This window comes from Trichlorobacter sp., from assembly GCF_034008105.1.
Classification (GTDB): Bacteria; Desulfobacterota; Desulfuromonadia; order Geobacterales; family Pseudopelobacteraceae; genus Trichlorobacter.
Genome location: NZ_JAVEPN010000001.1, coordinates 79,236 through 98,743, shown reverse-complemented (window position 1 = coordinate 98,743; position 19,508 = coordinate 79,236). Strand labels below are relative to the sequence as shown.

The 19,508-nt window shown below is 57.9% G+C and carries 20 protein-coding genes; 2 read left to right on the top strand and 18 right to left on the bottom strand.

Annotated elements, in window-relative coordinates:
- Positions 1-46: 46 nt before the first annotated feature.
- Entirely contained in the window at positions 47-1,060 is a 1,014-nt protein-coding gene (locus RBQ93_RS00455; protein WP_320370030.1) for a LysM peptidoglycan-binding domain-containing protein, read from the bottom strand.
- Between the two features lie 21 nt (positions 1,061-1,081).
- Complete coding sequence (gene ybgF, locus RBQ93_RS00450; protein WP_320370029.1) at positions 1,082-1,819, bottom strand: tol-pal system protein YbgF; 738 nt, start codon at positions 1,817-1,819, stop codon at positions 1,082-1,084.
- Positions 1,820-1,979: 160 nt separating this feature from the next.
- Between ybgF and RBQ93_RS00445 the strand changes: the two genes are divergently transcribed.
- Both RBQ93_RS00445 and dnaB read left to right on the top strand, forming a co-directional pair.
- A complete protein-coding gene (locus RBQ93_RS00445; RefSeq protein ID WP_413818342.1) occupies positions 1,980-3,245 on the top strand; it encodes a peptidase U32 family protein in 1,266 nt (421 codons plus the stop codon).
- Positions 3,238-4,599, top strand: coding sequence for a replicative DNA helicase (dnaB, locus tag RBQ93_RS00440; protein ID WP_320370027.1), 1,362 nt, complete (start codon positions 3,238-3,240; stop codon positions 4,597-4,599). Before RBQ93_RS00445 ends, dnaB begins: the two co-directional genes overlap by 8 nt.
- Positions 4,600-4,668: 69 nt before the next feature.
- Here the strand turns inward: dnaB and flgL are convergent, their stop codons facing one another.
- The 16 genes from flgL to fliQ form a co-directional block, all read right to left on the bottom strand.
- Positions 4,669-5,571 (bottom strand): flagellar hook-associated protein FlgL, encoded by a 903-nt coding sequence (gene flgL / locus RBQ93_RS00435; RefSeq protein WP_320370026.1) that lies wholly within the window; start codon positions 5,569-5,571, stop codon positions 4,669-4,671.
- A gap of 11 nt (positions 5,572-5,582) precedes the next feature.
- Entirely contained in the window at positions 5,583-6,977 is a 1,395-nt protein-coding gene (gene flgK, locus RBQ93_RS00430; RefSeq protein WP_320370025.1) for a flagellar hook-associated protein FlgK, read from the bottom strand.
- A gap of 1 nt (position 6,978) precedes the next feature.
- Positions 6,979-7,479 (bottom strand): flagellar protein FlgN, encoded by a 501-nt coding sequence (locus RBQ93_RS00425; protein WP_320370024.1) that lies wholly within the window; start codon positions 7,477-7,479, stop codon positions 6,979-6,981.
- On the bottom strand, positions 7,472-7,855 hold the full coding sequence (locus tag RBQ93_RS00420; protein ID WP_320370023.1) for a rod-binding protein: 384 nt from the start codon (positions 7,853-7,855) through the stop codon (positions 7,472-7,474). Before RBQ93_RS00420 ends, RBQ93_RS00425 begins: the two co-directional genes overlap by 8 nt.
- 51 nt (positions 7,856-7,906) lie before the next feature.
- The gene (locus RBQ93_RS00415; protein ID WP_320370022.1) at positions 7,907-8,995 is read right to left on the bottom strand and encodes a flagellar basal body P-ring protein FlgI; all 1,089 of its coding nucleotides are present in this window, start codon (positions 8,993-8,995) and stop codon (positions 7,907-7,909) included.
- A gap of 17 nt (positions 8,996-9,012) precedes the next feature.
- Positions 9,013-9,690, bottom strand: a complete 678-nt coding sequence (locus RBQ93_RS00410) for a flagellar basal body L-ring protein FlgH (protein ID WP_320370021.1) — start codon at positions 9,688-9,690, stop codon at positions 9,013-9,015.
- Between the two features lie 17 nt (positions 9,691-9,707).
- A complete protein-coding gene (gene flgA / locus RBQ93_RS00405) occupies positions 9,708-10,430 on the bottom strand; it encodes a flagellar basal body P-ring formation chaperone FlgA (protein ID WP_320370020.1) in 723 nt (240 codons plus the stop codon).
- A 5-nt stretch (positions 10,431-10,435) separates the two neighbouring features.
- Positions 10,436-11,224 carry a flagellar basal-body rod protein FlgG gene (gene flgG / locus RBQ93_RS00400; protein ID WP_320370019.1) on the bottom strand — a complete coding sequence of 263 codons (789 nt, stop codon included), beginning with the start codon at positions 11,222-11,224 and terminating at the stop codon, positions 10,436-10,438.
- Between the two features lie 42 nt (positions 11,225-11,266).
- On the bottom strand, positions 11,267-12,034 hold the full coding sequence (gene flgF, locus RBQ93_RS00395; RefSeq protein WP_320370018.1) for a flagellar basal-body rod protein FlgF: 768 nt from the start codon (positions 12,032-12,034) through the stop codon (positions 11,267-11,269).
- 12 nt (positions 12,035-12,046) lie between these two features.
- Complete coding sequence (locus RBQ93_RS00390) at positions 12,047-12,799, bottom strand: FliA/WhiG family RNA polymerase sigma factor (protein WP_320370017.1); 753 nt, start codon at positions 12,797-12,799, stop codon at positions 12,047-12,049.
- Entirely contained in the window at positions 12,796-13,728 is a 933-nt protein-coding gene (locus RBQ93_RS00385) for a MinD/ParA family protein (protein ID WP_320370016.1), read from the bottom strand. The genes RBQ93_RS00390 and RBQ93_RS00385 overlap by 4 nt, the downstream gene beginning before the upstream one ends.
- Positions 13,725-15,062, bottom strand: coding sequence for a flagellar biosynthesis protein FlhF (gene flhF / locus RBQ93_RS00380; protein ID WP_320370015.1), 1,338 nt, complete (start codon positions 15,060-15,062; stop codon positions 13,725-13,727). Before flhF ends, RBQ93_RS00385 begins: the two co-directional genes overlap by 4 nt.
- On the bottom strand, positions 15,052-17,142 hold the full coding sequence (gene flhA, locus RBQ93_RS00375) for a flagellar biosynthesis protein FlhA (protein ID WP_320370014.1): 2,091 nt from the start codon (positions 17,140-17,142) through the stop codon (positions 15,052-15,054). Before flhA ends, flhF begins: the two co-directional genes overlap by 11 nt.
- A gap of 214 nt (positions 17,143-17,356) precedes the next feature.
- Complete coding sequence (flhB, locus tag RBQ93_RS00370) at positions 17,357-18,427, bottom strand: flagellar biosynthesis protein FlhB (RefSeq protein ID WP_320370238.1); 1,071 nt, start codon at positions 18,425-18,427, stop codon at positions 17,357-17,359.
- A 3-nt stretch (positions 18,428-18,430) separates the two neighbouring features.
- Entirely contained in the window at positions 18,431-19,228 is a 798-nt protein-coding gene (gene fliR, locus RBQ93_RS00365; protein ID WP_320370013.1) for a flagellar biosynthetic protein FliR, read from the bottom strand.
- A 4-nt stretch (positions 19,229-19,232) separates the two neighbouring features.
- On the bottom strand, positions 19,233-19,502 hold the full coding sequence (fliQ, locus tag RBQ93_RS00360; RefSeq protein WP_320370012.1) for a flagellar biosynthesis protein FliQ: 270 nt from the start codon (positions 19,500-19,502) through the stop codon (positions 19,233-19,235).
- Positions 19,503-19,508 lie beyond the last annotated feature (6 nt).

The following is a 19,508-nucleotide window of genomic DNA, read 5'->3' as shown; positions in this document are numbered from 1 at the left end:
CAAAGGCCGGCCAGAGGCCGGCCTGATGCCGCCAAACGTCTCTGCTCTAGCGCGGAGCTGTCATCACCAGATCATTCTTGAAGATGGCATCGATACTCTTGACCACCAGGGCGGTCGAGGTACGCTTGCCGGTCTCCACTACCACCAAGGCGCCGATCACCTCGTAGGGCAGCTGCGTGATGACCTTGTCCACCAGCATCTTCTCGATGGCCACCTCGCGAACCACATAAAACATGTTGCCCACCTCAACCCCTTGCTGTTCGCCCAGGTCAAGGTAGACCACATCACCGCTGGCTACAGCATCATGACCCGAGTAGGACTCGACGATCATCCCCTTCAGGGGACGTTCAGCAAGCTTGAGGGATATCTCGCGACGCTTGATCTCCTGATAAGGGAACAACCAATCGCCAGGTTCCACCTCTTTGAAGGAGCTGGTAATGATCGCCCGGGAGCCCTCAGGAGATATCTGGGTCAACTGCAGGGTTCCCAGGGGATACAGCTTGGTACCCAATATCTCGCTGCTGCGGGGATGACTGATGGTTGCCGATTTGCGCATGATGGAAAACTTCTGGCCGTCAACAGCACCCACGTTGGCACCGATGTCGGTGAAGGCAATGTCATCTTCGCCAAGAATAAGGCGACTGTGCTGACCGGCGATAATCCGGCCCACAGGCTTCGGTTCGCCCTCCGCCAGTCGGCCTTCATTGCCGCGGACCGTAAAGGTCTTCTCTTCGACAACCTCCGCAGGCAGCACCTCTACAGGTGCCGCAGCTGCCTTTTGTCCGCCAGCTTCAACAGCCGGAACTATCTGCAGCCGGCCATCGACAAAACGCACGGTCTGACCAGGATAGATCAGGTGCGGGTTGGTATGTTCCTGATTTTTGGACCACAGATTGGGCCAGTGTTTGGGATCATTCAGGAAGCGCTGTGACAGCCCCCACAGGGTATCCCCTTTTTTGATCACATAGACCGTCGGCGGCTCCTCTGCCGCCACCACCAGGCAGGGCAGCATGACGGCAAACAGCAACAGACACAGACCGGTACAAAGACGTGTATTCATGGGCACCTCGATGGTTCCCGGCTACAGGGCCGGGTTGTCTAGGATCATCAACCGTTCGCGAGCCTTAACGGTTGCAGGGCTGCCGGGATACTGGCGAATCAGTCGCTCAAAGGCAGCACGCGCCTTTGCCGGCTGCTTGAGCGCAGCCTGACTGTAGCCGATCTTCAGCAGGGCGTCAGCCGCCTTGGGGTGCTGCGGCCAGCCATCCACCACCTTCTGGAAGGAGGCCAGCGCCCTGGGTAGATCTGAAATACTGTAATGGCACTCGCCAATCCAATAGTGTGCGTTGGGGGTATATTCTCCGGCCGGAGATTCCTTCAGGAACTGTTCAAAAGCCGTGATTGCTGCGGCAAAGTTATTGGCGCTGTAGAGACCAAAGGCCTTGAGGTAGGCGGCAGGCGGACCAGCATCCTTGCCCCGTAGCGGTGTCTCAGGATTTACCACTTCCACCTTGGGCGTGCCCGTTACAGCTCCTGTTTGCACCTTGGACTGCAGGGCCTGATTGACCTCTTTCAGTTCGCGGACACCTTCTGCCAACTCCCGGAACAGTTTTGCGCGCTGTTCATCCTGTTCCTCGAGCGTTGCCAGCCGAGCAGTCAGTTCATTCAGGCGCGCCTCAACGCCACCGGCCACCTGAAACAGGTGCTCAACCCGCGTCTCGGTTTCGGTCTGACGCTTGACCAGCAGATCGTTAGCTGCGCAGCCATTCAGCAGCACCAGCAGGCCTCCCAGGCCGATCACCCCTTGCATCCAGCGCATAATTACCCCGTTTCCCACATGTTCTCACGCAATTAAAGCGATAATCCCCGGTTTGTCAAGTGAAAGTCAGGGTTTTCCTGATTGCGTTTGCATGCCGCAAGCTCGGTGTGGTAGCATTTTTTCCTTTTCACTTTCTGAAAGCGCAGGTCACCACCCTTTGATGCTACCCGAACTGCTGGCGCCAGCAGGCACCATGGAAAAACTGAAGATAGCCATTCACTACGGTGCAGATGCGGTCTACCTGGGTGGTGAGCAGTTCGGCCTGCGGGCCATGGCCGGCAACTTCAGCAGCGACGAATTCCCGGCTGCCCTTGATCTGTGCCACCGTCACGGGGTCAAGGCCTACCTGACGGTCAACAGTTATCCCGACGATCACCAGCTGGACCAGCTTGAACGCTATCTGCAGCGGATGGCGCCGTTGCCGTTTGACGCCTACATCGTGGCTGACCCCGGTGTGTTACGGATGGTACGACGCATCTCGCCGCATCGCGAGCTCCATCTCTCCACCCAGGCCAACACCATCAACCGCGAAGCGGCACTATTCTGGCAGGACCAAGGGGTCAGCCGGATCAACCTGGCCCGGGAGATGACCCTGGATGGCATCCGCACCACGGCCAAGGCACTCACCATCCCCTGCGAAGTGTTTGTGCATGGGGCGCTCTGCATCGCCTATTCCGGCCGCTGCCTGCTGTCCAGCGCCCTGACTGGTCGCAGCGCCAACCAGGGCGCCTGCACCCAACCCTGCCGTTGGCGTTACACCTTGCAAGAGGAGAGCCGCCCCGGCGTCTATCTGCCGATCGAAGAGGACCATCACGGCACCTTTATCTTTAATTCAAAGGACCTCTGCCTGCTGGAGCAGCTGCCTGAACTGATCTCTGCCGGTGTCGGCGCCCTCAAGATCGAAGGCCGGATGAAGGGTGTGCACTACCTGGCCGGCGTGCTGCGGGTCTACCGCACCGCGCTGGACGCCTACGCCCGAGACCCGTTACACTACAGCACCGACCCTGCATGGCTGGAGGAATTGGCAACCGTCAGCAACCGCGGCTACACCACCGGCTTTCTGTTCGGCGACCCGCGTGATGTCGGGCAGTCGTATCAGGCCGGCTACCAGCGCAGCCATCAGTTGGTGGGCGTTGTCGAGTCAGTTGATCCGAATAACGGCACGGGGCTGGTGGCAGTTAGAAACCGATTCAGAGCTGGCGACCAGCTGGAGTTGATCGGCCCGGCCATGAAACAGCTGACGTTCACTGTTGGCGAGCTTCAGCTGCAGCACCCCGGTGATGACACCCTCAGCGCAACCGAGGTTGTTCACCCCAACCAGCGGCTGATCATGCCGTTGCCCGCCGGTGCAGCCCCTGATGACCTGCTGCGTCTGCCCCAGACAGATTGCACACTACCCCCGGAGGTACGCCCTAGCCATGGCTGACATTCACAAATTGCCACCCCAGAGCCTTGAGGCAGAAATGTCCATTCTGGGTGGCATCCTGATCGATAACGATGCCATCAACCGGGTGCTGGAGATCCTGGAGCCGACCGATTTCTACCGCGAGGCCCATCGCAAGATCTTTGACGCCATGCTGGAACTGTCAGACCGGCGGGAACCCTGTGACCTGATCACCCTGACCGACACCCTCAAGCGGCGTGGCGAGCTGGATGCCTCCGGTGGCGCAGCCTATCTGGCCACCTTGGTGGACTACGTCCCCACGGCGGCCAACATCACCTATTACTGCAAGATTGTTAAGGAAAAAGCGCTTAATCGCCGTCTGATAACCGTGGCGACCGATATCGTCACCATGGGTTACGACGAAAAATCCGATGTCAACGAGATGTTGGACGGCGCACAGAAGGCCCTGTTCGATCTGGCCGAAAACAAGCTGCGTCCCCAGTACTTTCCGGTCAAGGCGATCATCAAAGACACCTTCAAGATGCTACAGACGCTCTACGAAAAGAAGGAGCAGATCACCGGCATCCCCACCGGCTACATCGACCTCGATCACATGACTGCCGGCTTTCAGCCCGGCGACCTGATCATCATTGCGGCCCGCCCCTCGATGGGCAAGACTACCCTGGCCCTGAACATCGCCAGCTACGCCAGCGCTGAGGCAAAAAACAAGGTGCCTTCTGCCGTCTTCTCGCTGGAGATGGGCAAGGAGCAGTTGGTGATGCGCCTGTTGTCATCCCTGGCGCGGGTCGATGCCGGCCGGATGCGGACCGGCCATTTCCACGACACCGACTGGCCCCGCCTGCAGCGGGCCGCAGACACGCTGTTCAAGGCCAACATCTTCATTGACGACACCCCCGCCATCAGCGTACTGGAGCTGCGTGCCAAGGCCCGCCGCCTGAAGAGCGAGCACGACCTGGGCCTGATCATTATCGACTACCTGCAGTTGATGCGGGGCGGCGCCAACCCCGAATCTCGCCAGCAGGAGATCTCCGAGATTTCACGTTCTTTAAAGGCGTTGGCCAAGGAATTAAACGTGCCAGTGGTGGCGCTGTCGCAGCTCAACCGAAGCCTGGAAAACCGCAGCGACAAACGCCCGATGATGAGTGATCTGCGGGAATCGGGCGCCATCGAGCAGGATGCCGACGTGATCATGTTTGTCTACCGCGAAGCGGTCTACTGTGAACACTGTCGCAAAAAAGACGGCTCCTGCACCGCCGACCACGAGCGCAATGCAGAGATCATCATCGGCAAGCAGCGTAACGGACCGATCGGCACCGTTGAACTGACCTTCATGGGTGAGCATACCCGCTTCGAAAACTTGGCCCGCAACCAATAGCTTGCAACAGAAACGGGGCCTGCATCCTTTGATGCAGGCCCCGTTTTTTTGTGGATACTGTCTCCTCGCCTACAAATAATCCAACAACGACACCTGACTGATCCTGGCGGTTGAAGATAGTGTTGCCTCAAAGGCGGTCTGCTGCTGGGTCATCTCCACTGCAAGTTTGGCATAATCAGCAGTCTGAATATTACCGATCACGGTTTCCAGTGTGTTCTTGGTGTTTGCCAGCATCTTGCTGGTGGTATCCAAGCGGCTGATACGGGTGGCATTAATAACCTGAGCACGCTGAAGCTGCTGGGCTCCCGACTCCATCTGATTGGCCTGCGCCCTGATGGCCGGCACGTCGTTTGCTTCTATCGCCGCAATCAAGCGGTCCAGTTCATAGAGAATGTTAACCCCATTTGTGTCGGATCCAAGCACTTGGTCGCCTGGTATGTTCAGCGACTCGATCGAGTTGGTGTCTATCTCGATTGAGCTGGTTGTGTCATTTCCAAGGTAGGTAGCGGCTACAGGAGGGACTTGGACATTCCGGTCATACGGTTTGGTATCGGTTGCGGTTCCTGCAAATATATAACGATCTTCCAACTGGGTATTACCGATGTCAGCCAGCTGCTGACGCAGGTTGGTCAACTGGGTCACGGTGTTCTGGCGGAATGTCAGGTCATCGGTGCCGCTGGTGATGGTTGCCGTCAACCGCTTGATCTCGTACATGGTGTTTGCCAGGCCAGTCAGCGCGGTATCGGTCATCTTCAGCCATACATTGGCCTTGTTGATATTACTCTGGTACTGTTCGGTGGTGCGAAGCCGGTCGCCAAAACCAACCAGCAGACGCGCCGATACCGGATCATCGCTGGGACGGTTATAGTTCCTGCCCGAAGCTATCTTTTCCTGAATACTGTCCAGCTGACTTCTTGAACGCTGGATGTTATACAGTGAATTTTGCATGGTTATATTGGGGGTTATCCGCATGACTGCTCCTCCTACCGTATCATGGCCAGCACGACGTCCATCATCTCGGTGGCAGTGGTAATCAGCTTGGCCGAGGCCTGGTAGGAACGCTGGTACTGGATCAGGTTGGCCAGTTCTTCATCCAGCGACACCCCGGACTGCGAGTCCCGCAGGGTAGTCAGTTGTTTCATGAAAGCCTCGCCCTGCTTGACCACCGTCTGAGATGTCTGCACATCAAGCCCTACCTGGGCAACCATCGCATCATAGGTCAGACTGTAGCCATTAACGCTGTTCAGCCGAGCGATGGCCAGGGCATTCTGGTTATCACCGGAAAAATTATCCTGGGCCGCAGCGATATTCTCAGGCTTGCCGAGCACGTCGCCCGAAAGGCTGATGTTTGCCGCCGAGGTCGTGGCTGGATCAAAAAAATTCAGTCCGGTCGTGGTTCCGTCCAGGGCAATACCGGTAGCATGTAACCCGTTGGCATCCGTTGCCACCTGCGCTGCCAAGGCATCAATGTCGTCCAGGTACCCCTGCAGCACGGTATCCCGCATGACCACCGTCGCCCCCAGCTTGCCGGTGGTCGGTGCCAGTGTCGTCGGCCCAGCACCGCCGGCGTCGGTCAGCTGGACGTCGTAGCGGGTACTGCCGTCAGGAAGCGCAACCGGATTTGCCGCCAGAGAAAGACTGCCGGCCTGGGTACCGGTGACCAGGGCATAGGTGCCGCTTCCATCGGTGTAGCTGATGTCGGTCGTGCCGTCATCATTTTCCACAAAACTAACCTGCATATTTTCAGCCAGCTGACGAATCAGATAATCCCGTTGATCACGCATCTCGTTGGCATTGCCACTGACCAGTTCGGTATTTTTGATATAACCGTTCAGTTGGGCAATGTCGGACAAGGTTTTGTTAATATCCCCCACCAGCGGAGACAGTGACTCGTTTTGAATCGTGATGGCGTCAGTGATACTCCGGCTGACATAGTGGAACTGATCAACCATGATCTGCGCCTTGGCCAGCACTGATTGGCGTTCAGCCGTACCGGACGGATTGATGGACAGGTCCTGCCAGGCGCTGAAGAAATCGTTCATTGCTGCGCCGAGGCCATCTTGTGCGATCTCATTAAAGACCGGCTCAACCTGCTGCAAGACACCGAGCTTATGGCTATCATAACCCGAAGTCGTACCGGCATTGACCAACTGCTTCTGCAGCAGGCTGTCATAATAGCGCTCCACCACCTGCACCCGGACACCGGTGCCCAGCGGAAAACCGTTATGGGTGGTTGGCGGAGCGGTCTCGAACAGCACCCGTTGACGAGAATAACCAGGGGTGTTGACGTTGGCGATGTTCTCGCTGGTAACCTCGGCCGCCACCTGAAACAGCTTCAGGCCCGACTTCCCTATTTCAAAGGCTGCACTGATGCCCATCTTAGGCCTCCCTGTTGACCATCACCGCACCGGCCTGCGCCCGCTGGATGTACGTTCCAGACGCACCGTATTGGTTGGAGGTATTCAACACCCGCAGCAAGAAGCCCAGCGAGTCGTTGACCGTGCCGAGGAAACGCTCCAGCAGTTCACGGTTGTGCTGTGCCTGCCGATGGACCTCGTTACCGGCTTGCTGCACCGCCTGCTGCAGTGGCAAAATCTCCTTAGCGGCCTCCTTCGGCAGCTTCTGCAGCAGGTCGCTGACGGTCTTGGCCGACGCGCCGCCAGCCTGGCGCGACAAACCAGCTAACGCATCTCTCAGCCCGTCGGCTGCCCTGAACTGACGGGCCACCACCGGCTCTTTCAGGCTGTTCAGCTGTTCCATGCGCGTGGTATCCAGGCTGACAATGGCCTCTTGCTCTTCCAGCAGCAGTCCGTTCAACTCCTTGAATACGGCCAACTGTTCCTGGAGGGCTGCCACCAGCAGGGTCATACCGCTACTCATTGTCTTCACCTGTTGCTGTAGGTCGCACGGCCTGAGGTACACCTTCATATCGTTTCAGCAGTTCTTTTTCGACCATGGTTGCGATGCCGATGCCCCCACGCTGTGCCGCTGCAGTCGAATACTCCTGATCAAGCATCGAGCGAAACGTCTCTTCCGCCCTGCCACCGCCGGTCAGCTTGTTTTCCGGCACCGTGGCCCGCATCGATTTCAGCATCATGCCGACAAACAACGACTCGAAATCCTGGGAAATCTTTTTCAGCTCTTTGCGCTTGGCATCACTCAACTGCTCTGAGCCGCCCCGGGACTTGGCCCCCAGCTGCTCAACCTGCTGTTGCTGCAACAGGGTCGTCGGCGCTATGGTCAGTTCGCTGTTCATCATGGTTATCCTATCGGCTGGTTGGCAGCTTTTCTTGACCGCTGCGCGGACTTAAATAATCACCAGTTCGGCCTGCAGCGCTCCGGCGGCCCTGATGGCCTGCAGGATGGATATCAGGTCACGCGGGGTTACACCCAACAGGTTCAGCCCACGAACCACATCACCGATGGTATTGCCGGCCGGCACAAGCGAAAGCCGTTTCTGCTCCTCTTTCACCTTCAGTTCCGTGCGGGGGACCACCGTGGTTTCGCCCTGCGAAAGCGGTGCAGGTTGCGACACTTTCGGGGTTTCCTTGATGGTCAGCGCCAGGTTGCCGTGGGAGACAGCCACCGCTGCGATCTTGACCGCCTCACCCATCACGATGGTGCCAGTCCGTTCATTGACCACCACCCGGGCCGGCATATCCTGCACAACCTCCAGGTTTTCAACCTGGGCGATAAAATCTACCGGTCGATTGGTGTAATCCTGGGGCAGCTGCACCATCACCGAACCGCCGTCGCCGGTGGTGGCACTGCCGTTGAACTGCTTGTTGATGGCCGCAGCTATGCGCGATGCGGTGGTAAAATCGGCCTGAGACAGGTTCAGCCGCAGGGCAGAGCGCCCTGCCAGCACATTGGGCAGTTCCCGCTCCACTAGTCCGCCAGCGGCGATTCTGCCGGCTGTTGGGTGGTTCTTGGTGGCGCTGGCCCCCTGGCCGCCAAAGGCGAAGGAGTTGGTCAGCACCGACCCCTGGGCCACAGCGTATACCTGATTATCAGCACCACGCAGCGGCGTCATAACCAGCGTTCCACCGGCGATGGTCTTGGCATCACCCACCGAGGAAACAGTCACATCCAAACGGGTACCCTGTTTGGCAAAGGGCGGCAGGTTGGCCGTCACCATCACCGCAGCCACGTTCTTGACCTTGATGTCATTACGGTTGACGGTTATCCCCATCCGTTCCAGTACGTTAACCAGTGACTGCACCGGAAACTTGGTCTGGTCGCTGTCCCCCGAGCCGTTCAGGCCGACAACCAGACCGTAGCCCACCAGTTGGTTATCGCGCACGCCATCAAAGGCGGCCACATCCTTGATTCTGGTCGCCTGGGCCGGCGCGACAAGGCAGGCCAGCACTAAACCAATAGTTACGATTGTTTTCATGGTTATGTCCTCACCCGTTAAAAGGGCCACAGCTTATCAATCACGTTCATCAGCCAGCCCGGCTTCTGCCGGTCCGAGATGATGCCTTCACCGCTATAGGTGATCTGGGCATCGGCCACGTAAATCGAGTTAATCGTGTTTTCTGCCGTTATATCACGCTGACGGATGGTCCCCTTCACCGTGACAATCTGATCCTCATTGTTCACCTTGACGTTACGCCGACCTTCGATCAGCAGATTGCTGTTGGGCAACACATCCACCACTTTGGCGGTGATGGTGGCGGACAGGCTTTCCTTGCGAGTCGTCGAACCGCTGCCGTCGAAGCTTGAACTGGCACTGGCGTTGATCAGGTTGGACAGGTCAGCAAAATTTTTGGTAAGAATACTCGAACCTTCCAACCCGAGCATATTGGGAATACCGGCGCTGATCTCCGAGGAACGACCGGTGGCGGTGGTGGCCTGTTTGCTGGCAGTGGCGTTCTCAGTAATCACAATCGTCACAATATCGCCCAGGCGACGCGCCTTGCCGTCCTCGGTGAGCGGGATACTGGCGTTCTGCCAGATTGAGCCGTTACTGTAACTTGGCGCGTTTGGCTTCAATTGCTGATCAAACGACGGGCTGACCACTTCGGTCTGCTGCACCACGCAACCGCCCGCCAAAAGTGCTGCCACTGCGATCACCAGATACTGTTTCATAGACGCTGCTCCCGCTTTCAAAAGCCGGCCTCTACGGTGGTGCTGTCCACGATGCGGGCCGGAAACTGCTTGCGTGAATTGAGATTTTCCACTTTGATGATATCGCCCACCCCGCCGGAACCTTTGGCGCGTCCGGTCACCGTCATCCGGAAACCGGCGCTCTCGGCCACGATCGTCACCAGCTGTCCATTGTTTATTACCGGCACTTTTTGCAGCTGGTTGCTTTTAACCGGCGCGCCGCTGCGGACCATCGACCTGAGCTTCATGCCGACCACATCCTCGATGGCACTGACATGCAGACCAGCGGCCTGGGCTACCTCCCGCTGCTGCAGCGACAGATCCTCTTCAGTCAACACGGTACCGGCCAGCAGCTGTCGATTGGCCACCACCATCTCGGTTCGGGCATCAACGGTCAGGCGTAGCGGCAGATTTTTCTCCATCACGCCGTTCACCCGCACCAGCAAGGCCATACTGACCGCTCCCCAGCCATCCCAGGAAGAGGGAGCCACGATCTCAAGGTCACGCACCCCTTTGGGCAGACTGACCCGTTGCGGAATAGCCAGCTGACTGATGGTGGTCTGCCAGCCACGTCCCCGCAACTTCTCTGTCAGGTAACGCTCCACCGCCGTCCTGACCTCGCCCTCTGTCAAAAACTGGGGTTGTTCAGGCTTCCCGGCTGCGCCGGCAGACAGACTCAATACAAACGACAGCAGCAATCCTATCCACAGACTACGCAGCACACCCATTACCGCTTGAGGTTATTGGCCAGCTGCAGCATCTCATCGGAGGTGGTGATCGCCTTCGAGTTGGCCTCATAGGCCCGCTGGCCGATGATCATGTTGACCATCTCGGTGGCCACATCAACGTTACTCATCTCCAGGAAGCCCTGCACCATGGTTCCCAGGCCATTCTGACCCGGTGTGCCGGTGGTGGCGTTACCCGAGGCGTCGGTTTCCTGGTAGAAGTTCCTGCCCATGGATGACAGGCCAGCCGGGTTGGTGAAGTTGGCCAACTGGATGTTGCCGACCGTGGTCGGGGCGGTCTGCCCGGCCTGGACCGCCGAGACCGTACCATCGGTGCCGATGGTGATCTTGGTGGAGTTGTTGGGGATCACGATCTCCGGCAGCATCGGATAGCCTTCCGGCGTCACAATGCGACCGTTGCTATCCATCTTGAAGGCGCCGGCCCTGGTGTAGCCGGTGCTGCCATCCGGCATCTGAATCTGATAGAAGCCCTCACCCTCAATGGCCACGTCCAGTTGTCCACCGGTGTTTTGGAAATCGCCCGGGGTGAACTGCTTGGAGACTGCGGCCAGCCGCACCCCCAGACCGAACTGGATACCGTTAGGCACCTGGGTGGCATTGGTGGAGGGAGCGCCAGGATTCTGCACGGTCTGGTAGATCAGATCCTGAAAATCTGGGCGGCTCTTCTTGAAGCCGGTGGTATTGACGTTGGCCAGGTTATTGGCAATCACATCGATATTCTGCGTCTGGGCATTCATGCCGGACGCTGCGGTCCAGAGAGATCTCATCATGGCTGGTTACTCCTTTGTCTGATCAGTTGCATCGGTTACTGTTTACACACGGGCCAGGTCGTTGATCGCCTTGGCCGCCATGTCGTCGTAGTTACGCACCACCCGTTGGCAGGATTCAAAAAAACGGCTGGCCTCAACCATCTGTACCATCTCGGAAATAGCATCTACGTTTGACTGTTCCAGTGTTCCCTGGGCTACCGTGGTGGTGGGATTGGCCGCCTGCGGCGTTGCGTCGCTGCCCTCGGCAGGCACAAACAGGGTGCCGGCTGTCTTGGTCAGCTGATACGGTTTCGGAAAATCAACAATCGCCAGCTGTCCGACCTCTTCACCGTTCAGCGTGATGACACCCTCATGGCTGACCACCGGCTTACCGCCCCCTTGTTGTCCTGCCGCGTCAATCCTGATCGGCTGTTGGCCGCCGCTGGACAGAACCGGATAGCCGTTAGCAGTGACCAGTGTGCCGTCGGCCGCCAGCCTGAAATGCCCTTGACGGGTGTAGGCCACACCGTCAGGGGTGGCAACCACGAAAAATCCATCGCCCTGCAGCGCCATGTCGAGGGTATTGCCGGTCTGCAGCAGGGCTCCACTGCTGTAATCGGTGAGCATCCGCTCCTGCAACAGCACCGGATCGGCAGTCTGGGACGGTGGAACGGCCGGAGGGTTTTGAGTGCCGGCCAGCACGCTCTCAAAAGCGAGGCGGTCTTTCTTGAAGCCGCTGGTATTGACATTGGCCAGGTTCGATGCAATCACATCCAGCCGTTTCATGGCGGACAGATTACCCGATAGGGCCGAGTACATGCCACCGTTCATACGAAACTCCTTTCAGGGACGAAACTGCTTCAGCTTGCCCTTCAACCGGGCCATGGCCTGGCTGAGTATCTGGCAGATCCTGGACTCGGTTAAACCCAAGATCGCTCCAATTTCCTTCAGGTTCAGCTCTTCGTAGTAGTAAAGCGTCACTGCCAGCCGTTCTTTTTCCGGCAACCCGTCGATGGCTGTTCCCAACGTCTCACTGAGCTGTGCAGCCACTGCCTGCTGATGGGGACCTTTCTGCTCGTCATCCCCCAGTACATCGGCCAGGCTCAACGGGTGCCCTTCGTCATCATTCCAACTGTCGTCAATACTGATAAACGAGAACTCATGCACTTCGTCCAGCAATTGATGGTAATCATTCAGGCTGAGTTGCAGCGCCTCGGCCATCTCCTCACTGCTGGGGTTGCGCCCCAGGCTGTGCTCCAGTTTATGCATTTCCCGTTCCACCAACTTGCATTTGTCACGCACGGTGCGGCTCAAGGGATCGCAGGCCCGCAGTTCATCGATAATGGCGCCACGGATATGCTGTTCGGCAAAGGTTTTGAACTGTACGCCACGGCCCGGGTCAAAGCGGTCGGCGGCATGGATCAACCCGACGATGGCGGCGCTGGTCAGGTCCTGCGGATCAAGATGGGCCGGCACCTGGGCCACAAAACGGCTCACCAGATATTTGACCAGCGGCAGGTGCTGGACGATGATCGTCTCACGGGTCACCTGGGCCCGGCCGCCGCTCTGCTCCTCATACACCCGCAGGCGGCTCACGGCTGCTCTCCGTCGGACAGATCGAGGTAACGTCGGAAAAAGAACTGAATATTACCCTTCAGTCTAGTTTGTCGGCTGTTTTCCATGATTCTTTTAGCCAGGGTCGTGAAGCAGGTGGCAGCCTCTGACTCCGGGAACAGCTCAAAAACCGCCTTCTGCTTCTTTACGGCCTCCACCAGCCGCTCGTCCCGCACCACGCAACCCAGATAATCAAGCGAGATATCCAGGAAGCGGCCAGCCACATTGGCCAGTTTGCGGAACACCTCCAGGGCATCCTCGCTATCCCGCGCCATGTTGACCAAAACCTTAAAATGATGTTCGGAATAACGCGTTGCCAGCAACTTGATCAGCGCGTAGGCGTCGGTGATCGAGGTCGGCTCTGGCGAGACCACCACGATGATCTCCTGGGCGGCCACCGTAAAATAGGTAACGTTGTCGGAAATGCCGGCCTCGGTATCGATGATCATCACATCGAAAGTCTCTTCCAGCATATCCAGTTCGTCCAGCAGCCTCAATTTTTCATGCTGGCCCAGACTGGTATATTCCTGCACTCCCGAACCGGCTGGAATCAGCTTGATGTGCGAGTTGACCTCAACGATGATCTCCGGCAGGCTACATTCGCCCGACAGCACGTTATTCAGATTGTACTGAGGTGAAAGTCCCAGCAGCACATCAAGGTTGCCGACTCCCAGGTCGGCATCGACAATCAGCACCTTTTTGCCCTGGTTGGCCAGTGCCATGGCCAGGTTGGCCACCACGTTGCTTTTACCCACCCCACCCTTACCGCTGGTGACCGACAACACACGAATACCCTGCTGTCCCTCGCCGGTTGTTCCCGACGCAGCGTTGCCCTGCGGGGGTCGTTTGGCACTGCGGGCCATCTGCCGCAAGGTGTCTGCCTGATCGCCGGTGCCACGTACGCTACTCATGCCTCCGCCCCCTTCAAGATCAACTCTGCCAATTTGTCCGACGTGGCAACCTCGATATCCTCAGGCACCCGCTGGCCAGTGGTGAAGTAGGCGATCTGCAGATTCGCCTTTAACAACAGATTGACGATGCAACCGAAGCTTTCGCACTCATCCAGCTTGGTAAAAACAACCTTGCTGACCTCAAAGACACTGAAACGTTTAAGTATTTCTTCAAGCTCGCGATCTTTGGTGGTTGCCGACAGACAGAGATAGATGTCGGACTGGATTCCTTCCAGAAAGACCTTCATCTCGTCCAGTTTCTCGGTATCCTTGTGGCTCCTGCCGGCAGTGTCCACCAGGATCAGGTCGCAATCGGCATGACGCTCAACCGCCCGCTCCAGCTCTTTAGGCGTTGAAGCCACCTCCAGCGGAATGCCCATGATCTTGGTATAGGTCTTGAGCTGCTCCACCGCCCCAACCCGAAAAATGTCCATGGTCACCAGGGCCACCTTGCTGCCGCGGTTCAGGGCGTACATGGCGGCAAGCTTGGCGGTGGTGGTGGTCTTGCCGACGCCGGTGGGTCCCACCAACGCGATGATGCGCGGTGCGTTTTTCTTGAGCCGCAGCATGCCGGTAAACTTGATCAGCCGCCCAAAAGCCGCCCCCAGCCTGCCTGAGATCGATTGTTCTTCCTGTTCAGCCGGCAGGGTATTGATGGTGGCGATGATCTTATCCATCACCTCGTGGTCAATCCCCTGTCGCTCCAGCTCCCTGGCCAGGGGCGTCACTTCCTCGCCATCGACTGCCATAGCCGGGCTTTCCTGAGATGGCTGGCCGCTACCGGAATCTGGCCACTGCACCGTCTGGACAACATCGCCTCCCTGATTGCGGGTCAACGTGTTCAGCAGCAGCTTCTTGATCTCTTCCAGGTCCTGCCGGGGAATGTTGTTCAGATTGATCCCGGCCACTTCACCCGGCTTAACGCTCTCTTCCTCTGCTGCTGGCGCTTCCGGCTGGCGCTGGCGTTGTTCTTCCTCCCGCCTGGAAAGCTGTTCAACCCGCTCACGCAACTCCCTCAGCTCACGGGCCAAGGGGGCCAGCATCGAGTTCTCAAACTCTTCCTTGGCAGTGCGTTCCCGCTCGGGGCGCTCGCGCACCACTGCTGGCGGTGGCGGAGCCGGCCGATGGGGATCGATGGCAGCGGTCACCTTGACCACCTGCTTGCTGAAAAACCCCAGGATACCGCCCTGTTTTTCCTTTTTGGTGGACAGGATCATGGCATCAGGTCCGAGCTCAGCCTTTACCTGACGCAGTGCTTCGGCCATGGTGGCCGCCTGAAACGTTTTAACCAGCATTGACGCTCACCACTCCTAATGACTGAATTTTGACATTCTGCGGTATCTCATTGTGGGACAGCACCGCCACATGGGGCACGAACCGTTCAATCAATTTTTTGACATGGCGCCGGATCGAGGGCGAGGCCAACACCACCGGTTGCGCACCGTACATACCGAAACGATCCACCAGCGTACGGATCGACGCGATGATCTGTTGTGCCGAGGCGGGCTCAATGGCCAGGTAGCTGCCCTGATCCGATGGCTGAATCCCTTCGGCCACCAGATCCTCCACCTCGCGGTCGATGGTCACCAGGTAGAGGGTGTCCTCGTCCATCTTGAACTGGTCGACAATGAACCGGCCCAACGACTGGCGCACAAACTCGGTCAACACATCTGGATCTTTGGTCAAGGCAGCATAATCGGCCAGGGTCTCCAGAATGGTCCGCAGATCACGGATTGAAACCCCTTCCTTGAGTAACGCCTTGACCACCCGCAACACGACGCCCAACCCGAGCTGCCCCGGTATCAGTTCGTCCACCACCTTGGGCGCGGTGACAGCCACGTTATCCAGCAGTTGCTGCAGTTCCTGGCGCCCCACCAGCTCGTGGGCATAGCGACGAATGGTTTCGCTGATATGGGTCGCGATGACCGTGGTGCTGTCCACCACGGTGTAGCCGTTAACCTGGGCCTGATCGCGATCCTCACTGCGAATCCATACCGCCGGCAGTCCGAATACCGGTTCCTTGGTGCTGCCCCCGGGCAACTGGGCCGTAACTGCGCCGGCGTCCATGGCCAGGTATTGGCCGGTCAGCTCGCTGCCGCCCACCCGGGCGCCCCGGATCAGCAGGTTGTACTCGTAGGGCTTCAGCTGCAGGTTGTCGTGGATATGAATCGGCGGCACCACAAAGCCCATCTTCTGGGCGAACTGGCGACGAATTGAACGGATACGTTCCAACAGTTCGCCGTCCTGGGCCGCATCCACCATCGGCACCAGGCCGTAGCCCACCTCAAGCTCAAGGGTATCCAGCGGACGTATGGCTGCGGCCTGATCCTGGGCCTCTTCCGAGACGGCCGCCTCAGCCGCCGCTGTCTCTTCCTCCACCACCTGGGCCATCTCACGGGACATACGCCCCACCAGCCAGGAAATGCCGGACAGCAGCAGAAACGCAAAGTGGGGCAGTCCTGGAATCATTGCAAACAGGAACATGACCCCGGAAACCACGTAAAAGGCCTTGGGGTAGTTGAGGAACTGACCGGTCAACTCCTGCCCGAAATTGTTTTCATCGGCGGTACGGGTGACGATGATGCCGGCGGCCGTGGAGATGATCAGGGCCGGGATCTGGGCCACCAACCCCTCGCCGATGGTCAACAGGGTGTAGTTGGTCAGGGCCACGTCCAAGGCCAGCCCTTGCTGCCAGACACCGATGATCAGTCCGCCAAAGATGTTGATCAGCATGATCAGGATGCCGGCGATGGCGTCGCCACGCACGAACTTGCTGGCACCGTCCATGGCACCGTAGAAGTCGGCCTCGCGACGCACCTTTTCGCGCCGGTTGCGGGCCTCTTTGTCAGTAATGAAACCGGCCGACAGGTCGGCGTCGATCGCCATCTGCTTACCCGGCATGGCATCCAGGGTAAAGCGGGCCGAGACCTCGGCCACGCGGCCAGCACCCTTGGTGATAACCACAAAGTTGATCACCACTAGGATCAGGAACATCACCGCGCCCACCACGTAGTTGCCCCCCACCACGAAGGTACCAAAGGCCTTGATCACAGCGCCTGCGGCTTCTGCGCCTTCACCGCCGTGCATCAGGATCAGCCTGGTACCGGCAACGTTCAACGAAAGCCTGAAGAGGGTGGTAACCAGCAACACCGAGGGGAACACCGAAAAATCGAGGGGATGACGGGTATAAAGACAGACCAGCAGGATGGCCAGGGCGATGGTGATATTGGCCGCCAGAAACAGGTCCAACACCATGGCCGGCAACGGAATGATCATCAGCGCCAGTATGCCGATCAATCCTATTGCAACATAGATGTCAGAATTTTTGCGGAAATTTTTCAGTTCAAGTGCCTGAACTGTGCTGCCGTTGGCCATGGTGTCATGCCTTTGTCATTTGCCGCCCGCAGGCGTCAGCATTGAAAAGAACACGGTAGAGATGCACTTTTCATGCCGCCTCACGGACATCACACCACCAGCCGCGGTGCTGCCCTACACCACCATAACCACTACAGTTGTTCCTGCTCACCTGTATGGCCAGAGGCCCAACGGCCTGTCGTATTTTTGACTTAGTCAAAAATACGACTTTATATTACATGACACCTTTCATCCGGTAGACATAGGCCAGCACCTCGGCAACAGCAGCATAGAGCCCTTCGGGGATCTCCTGATTTTCCTTCACTTTCTCAAACAGTTCCCGTGCCAGGGGACGGTTCTCAACCAGGGTAACCTTATGCTCCTTGGCCAACTCACGAATCGCCAGCGCCATTTCATCGACTCCTTTGGCTATCACCAGCGGCGCCATCATCCGGCTACGATCGTACTTGATCGCCACCGCATAGTGGGTCGGGTTGGTGATGACCACATCGGCCGTGGGGATGATCGTTACCAGGCGGCGCTTGGCAGCCTGAAACTGCATTCTCTTGATCTTACCCTTGACCTCCGGATTACCCTCCATCTCCTTGTGCTCATCTTTGACCTCCTGCTTGGTCATCTTGAGGTTCTCGATGTAGCGCCACTTGACATAGCCCAGGTCAAGCACAGCGATCAGCAGCATGATGCCGCAGGTGTGGGTTACAATCTTGAAGGCAACATGCCCGGCGTAACTCAGAATGCCGCTGATATCCGACTCGGCCAGCAACGTAATGTTCTGCATCTCGTCCTGCATCACCCGGTAGGCGATCCAGCCGATCACCAGCAACTTGAGCAATGACTTGACGATCTCCACCAGGGCGTCTTTATTGAACAACTTACTGATCCCCTTGGCCGGATTCAGCTTGTTCAGATCAAAGGTGATGCGGCCCCACTGGAAGTCAAGCCGTCCGTTGTCCTGCACCACATGGCTGAGCACCCCGGTGGCCAGCACGGCCACAATAACCGGGCCAATCAGCATAATGATGGTAGCAAACAGGCGCAGCATCAATGTATAGACATTTTCAGGCGCCAGCTCGAAGCTGCCAATCTGCTGATAGGTCTGCACCGTCAGCCGCCTGAGTCCAGTCAGCATATAGCCGCCCAACAGGTTGAGGGTTATCATGCCAGCTAACAGCGTGAAGCCAAGGGTCAGCATCTGGGAGGTGGGTGGTGAGCCTTTCTCCCGGGCCTGTTCGAGTTTCTTACCGGTAGGTTGTTCTGTTTTGGAGTGTTTGTCCTCGTCGGCCAGCTATCATCCCCCCTTTGCCATCAGCCTGAAGAGCAGTTGCACCTGGCTACCCAGCGTGCCGAAGGCCAGCTCCAGCACATGGAAAAAGAGCAACAGGGTTGCGCCCAGCACCAGGAAGCCAAGCCCGATATTGAGTGGGAAGCTAACCATAAAGACGTTCATCTGCGGGAAGGATCGGGCCATCACCCCCAGCACCACACTGGTCAGCAGCAGGGTAACCATGACCGGCGCAGCCAGCCGTATACCCAGTATGAATACATCGGCACTCACGGTGATCAAGGTAGCCATGAGCGCTTCGCTCATCTGCCAGCCCCCCAGGGGGATGATGCTGAAGCTGTCAACAATGGCACGGATGAAGATGTGATGAATGTTGAGGGATAAAAAAAACAGGGTGGCCAACAGGGTCTGCATAACCGACATGATCTGGGTCTGGGTGCCCATGGCTGGATCAATCACCGAGGCGATCGAGAATCCCATCTGCATGCCGATGATCTGACCGCTGAATTCTACCGCAGCAAAGATGACCTGGGTGATGAAGGCCAGGGTCAAGCCGATCAGAATCTCGCGCATGACCATCAGAGCGACACCAAAGGCATCCTGCGGCACAGGGGGCGGGGTAAGCTGCAGGACCGGCGCACAGACCAGGGTGATGGCCACCACCGCCACAATCTTGATGCGGGTCGGTAGCCGCTTGCCGCCAAACAGCGGCAATGCAGCAAACAGTCCGGCTATGCGGCACAAAATCAGGGCAAACAGGAAGACGTCGGCAGGGCCGGGTAGCGGCGAGACGAACGGAAACATCAGACTAGCGCCGCATAACGGCGATCAGGGCGTATATCTCACGGGTGAAGTCACTCATATAGCTCATCATCCAGGGGAAAAAGATCACCATGGCAATCATCACGGCTACGATCTTGGGGGCAAAGGCCAGGGTGGCCTCATTGATTGAGGTAACCGCCTGAAAGATACTGATCGCCAGGCCGACTACCAGACTGAAGATCAAAAGCGGCGCTGCCAGCAGCAGGGTCGCCTCGAAACTGCGGCGAGCCAGTTGCACCACCAGCTCAGGTGTCATGAACGT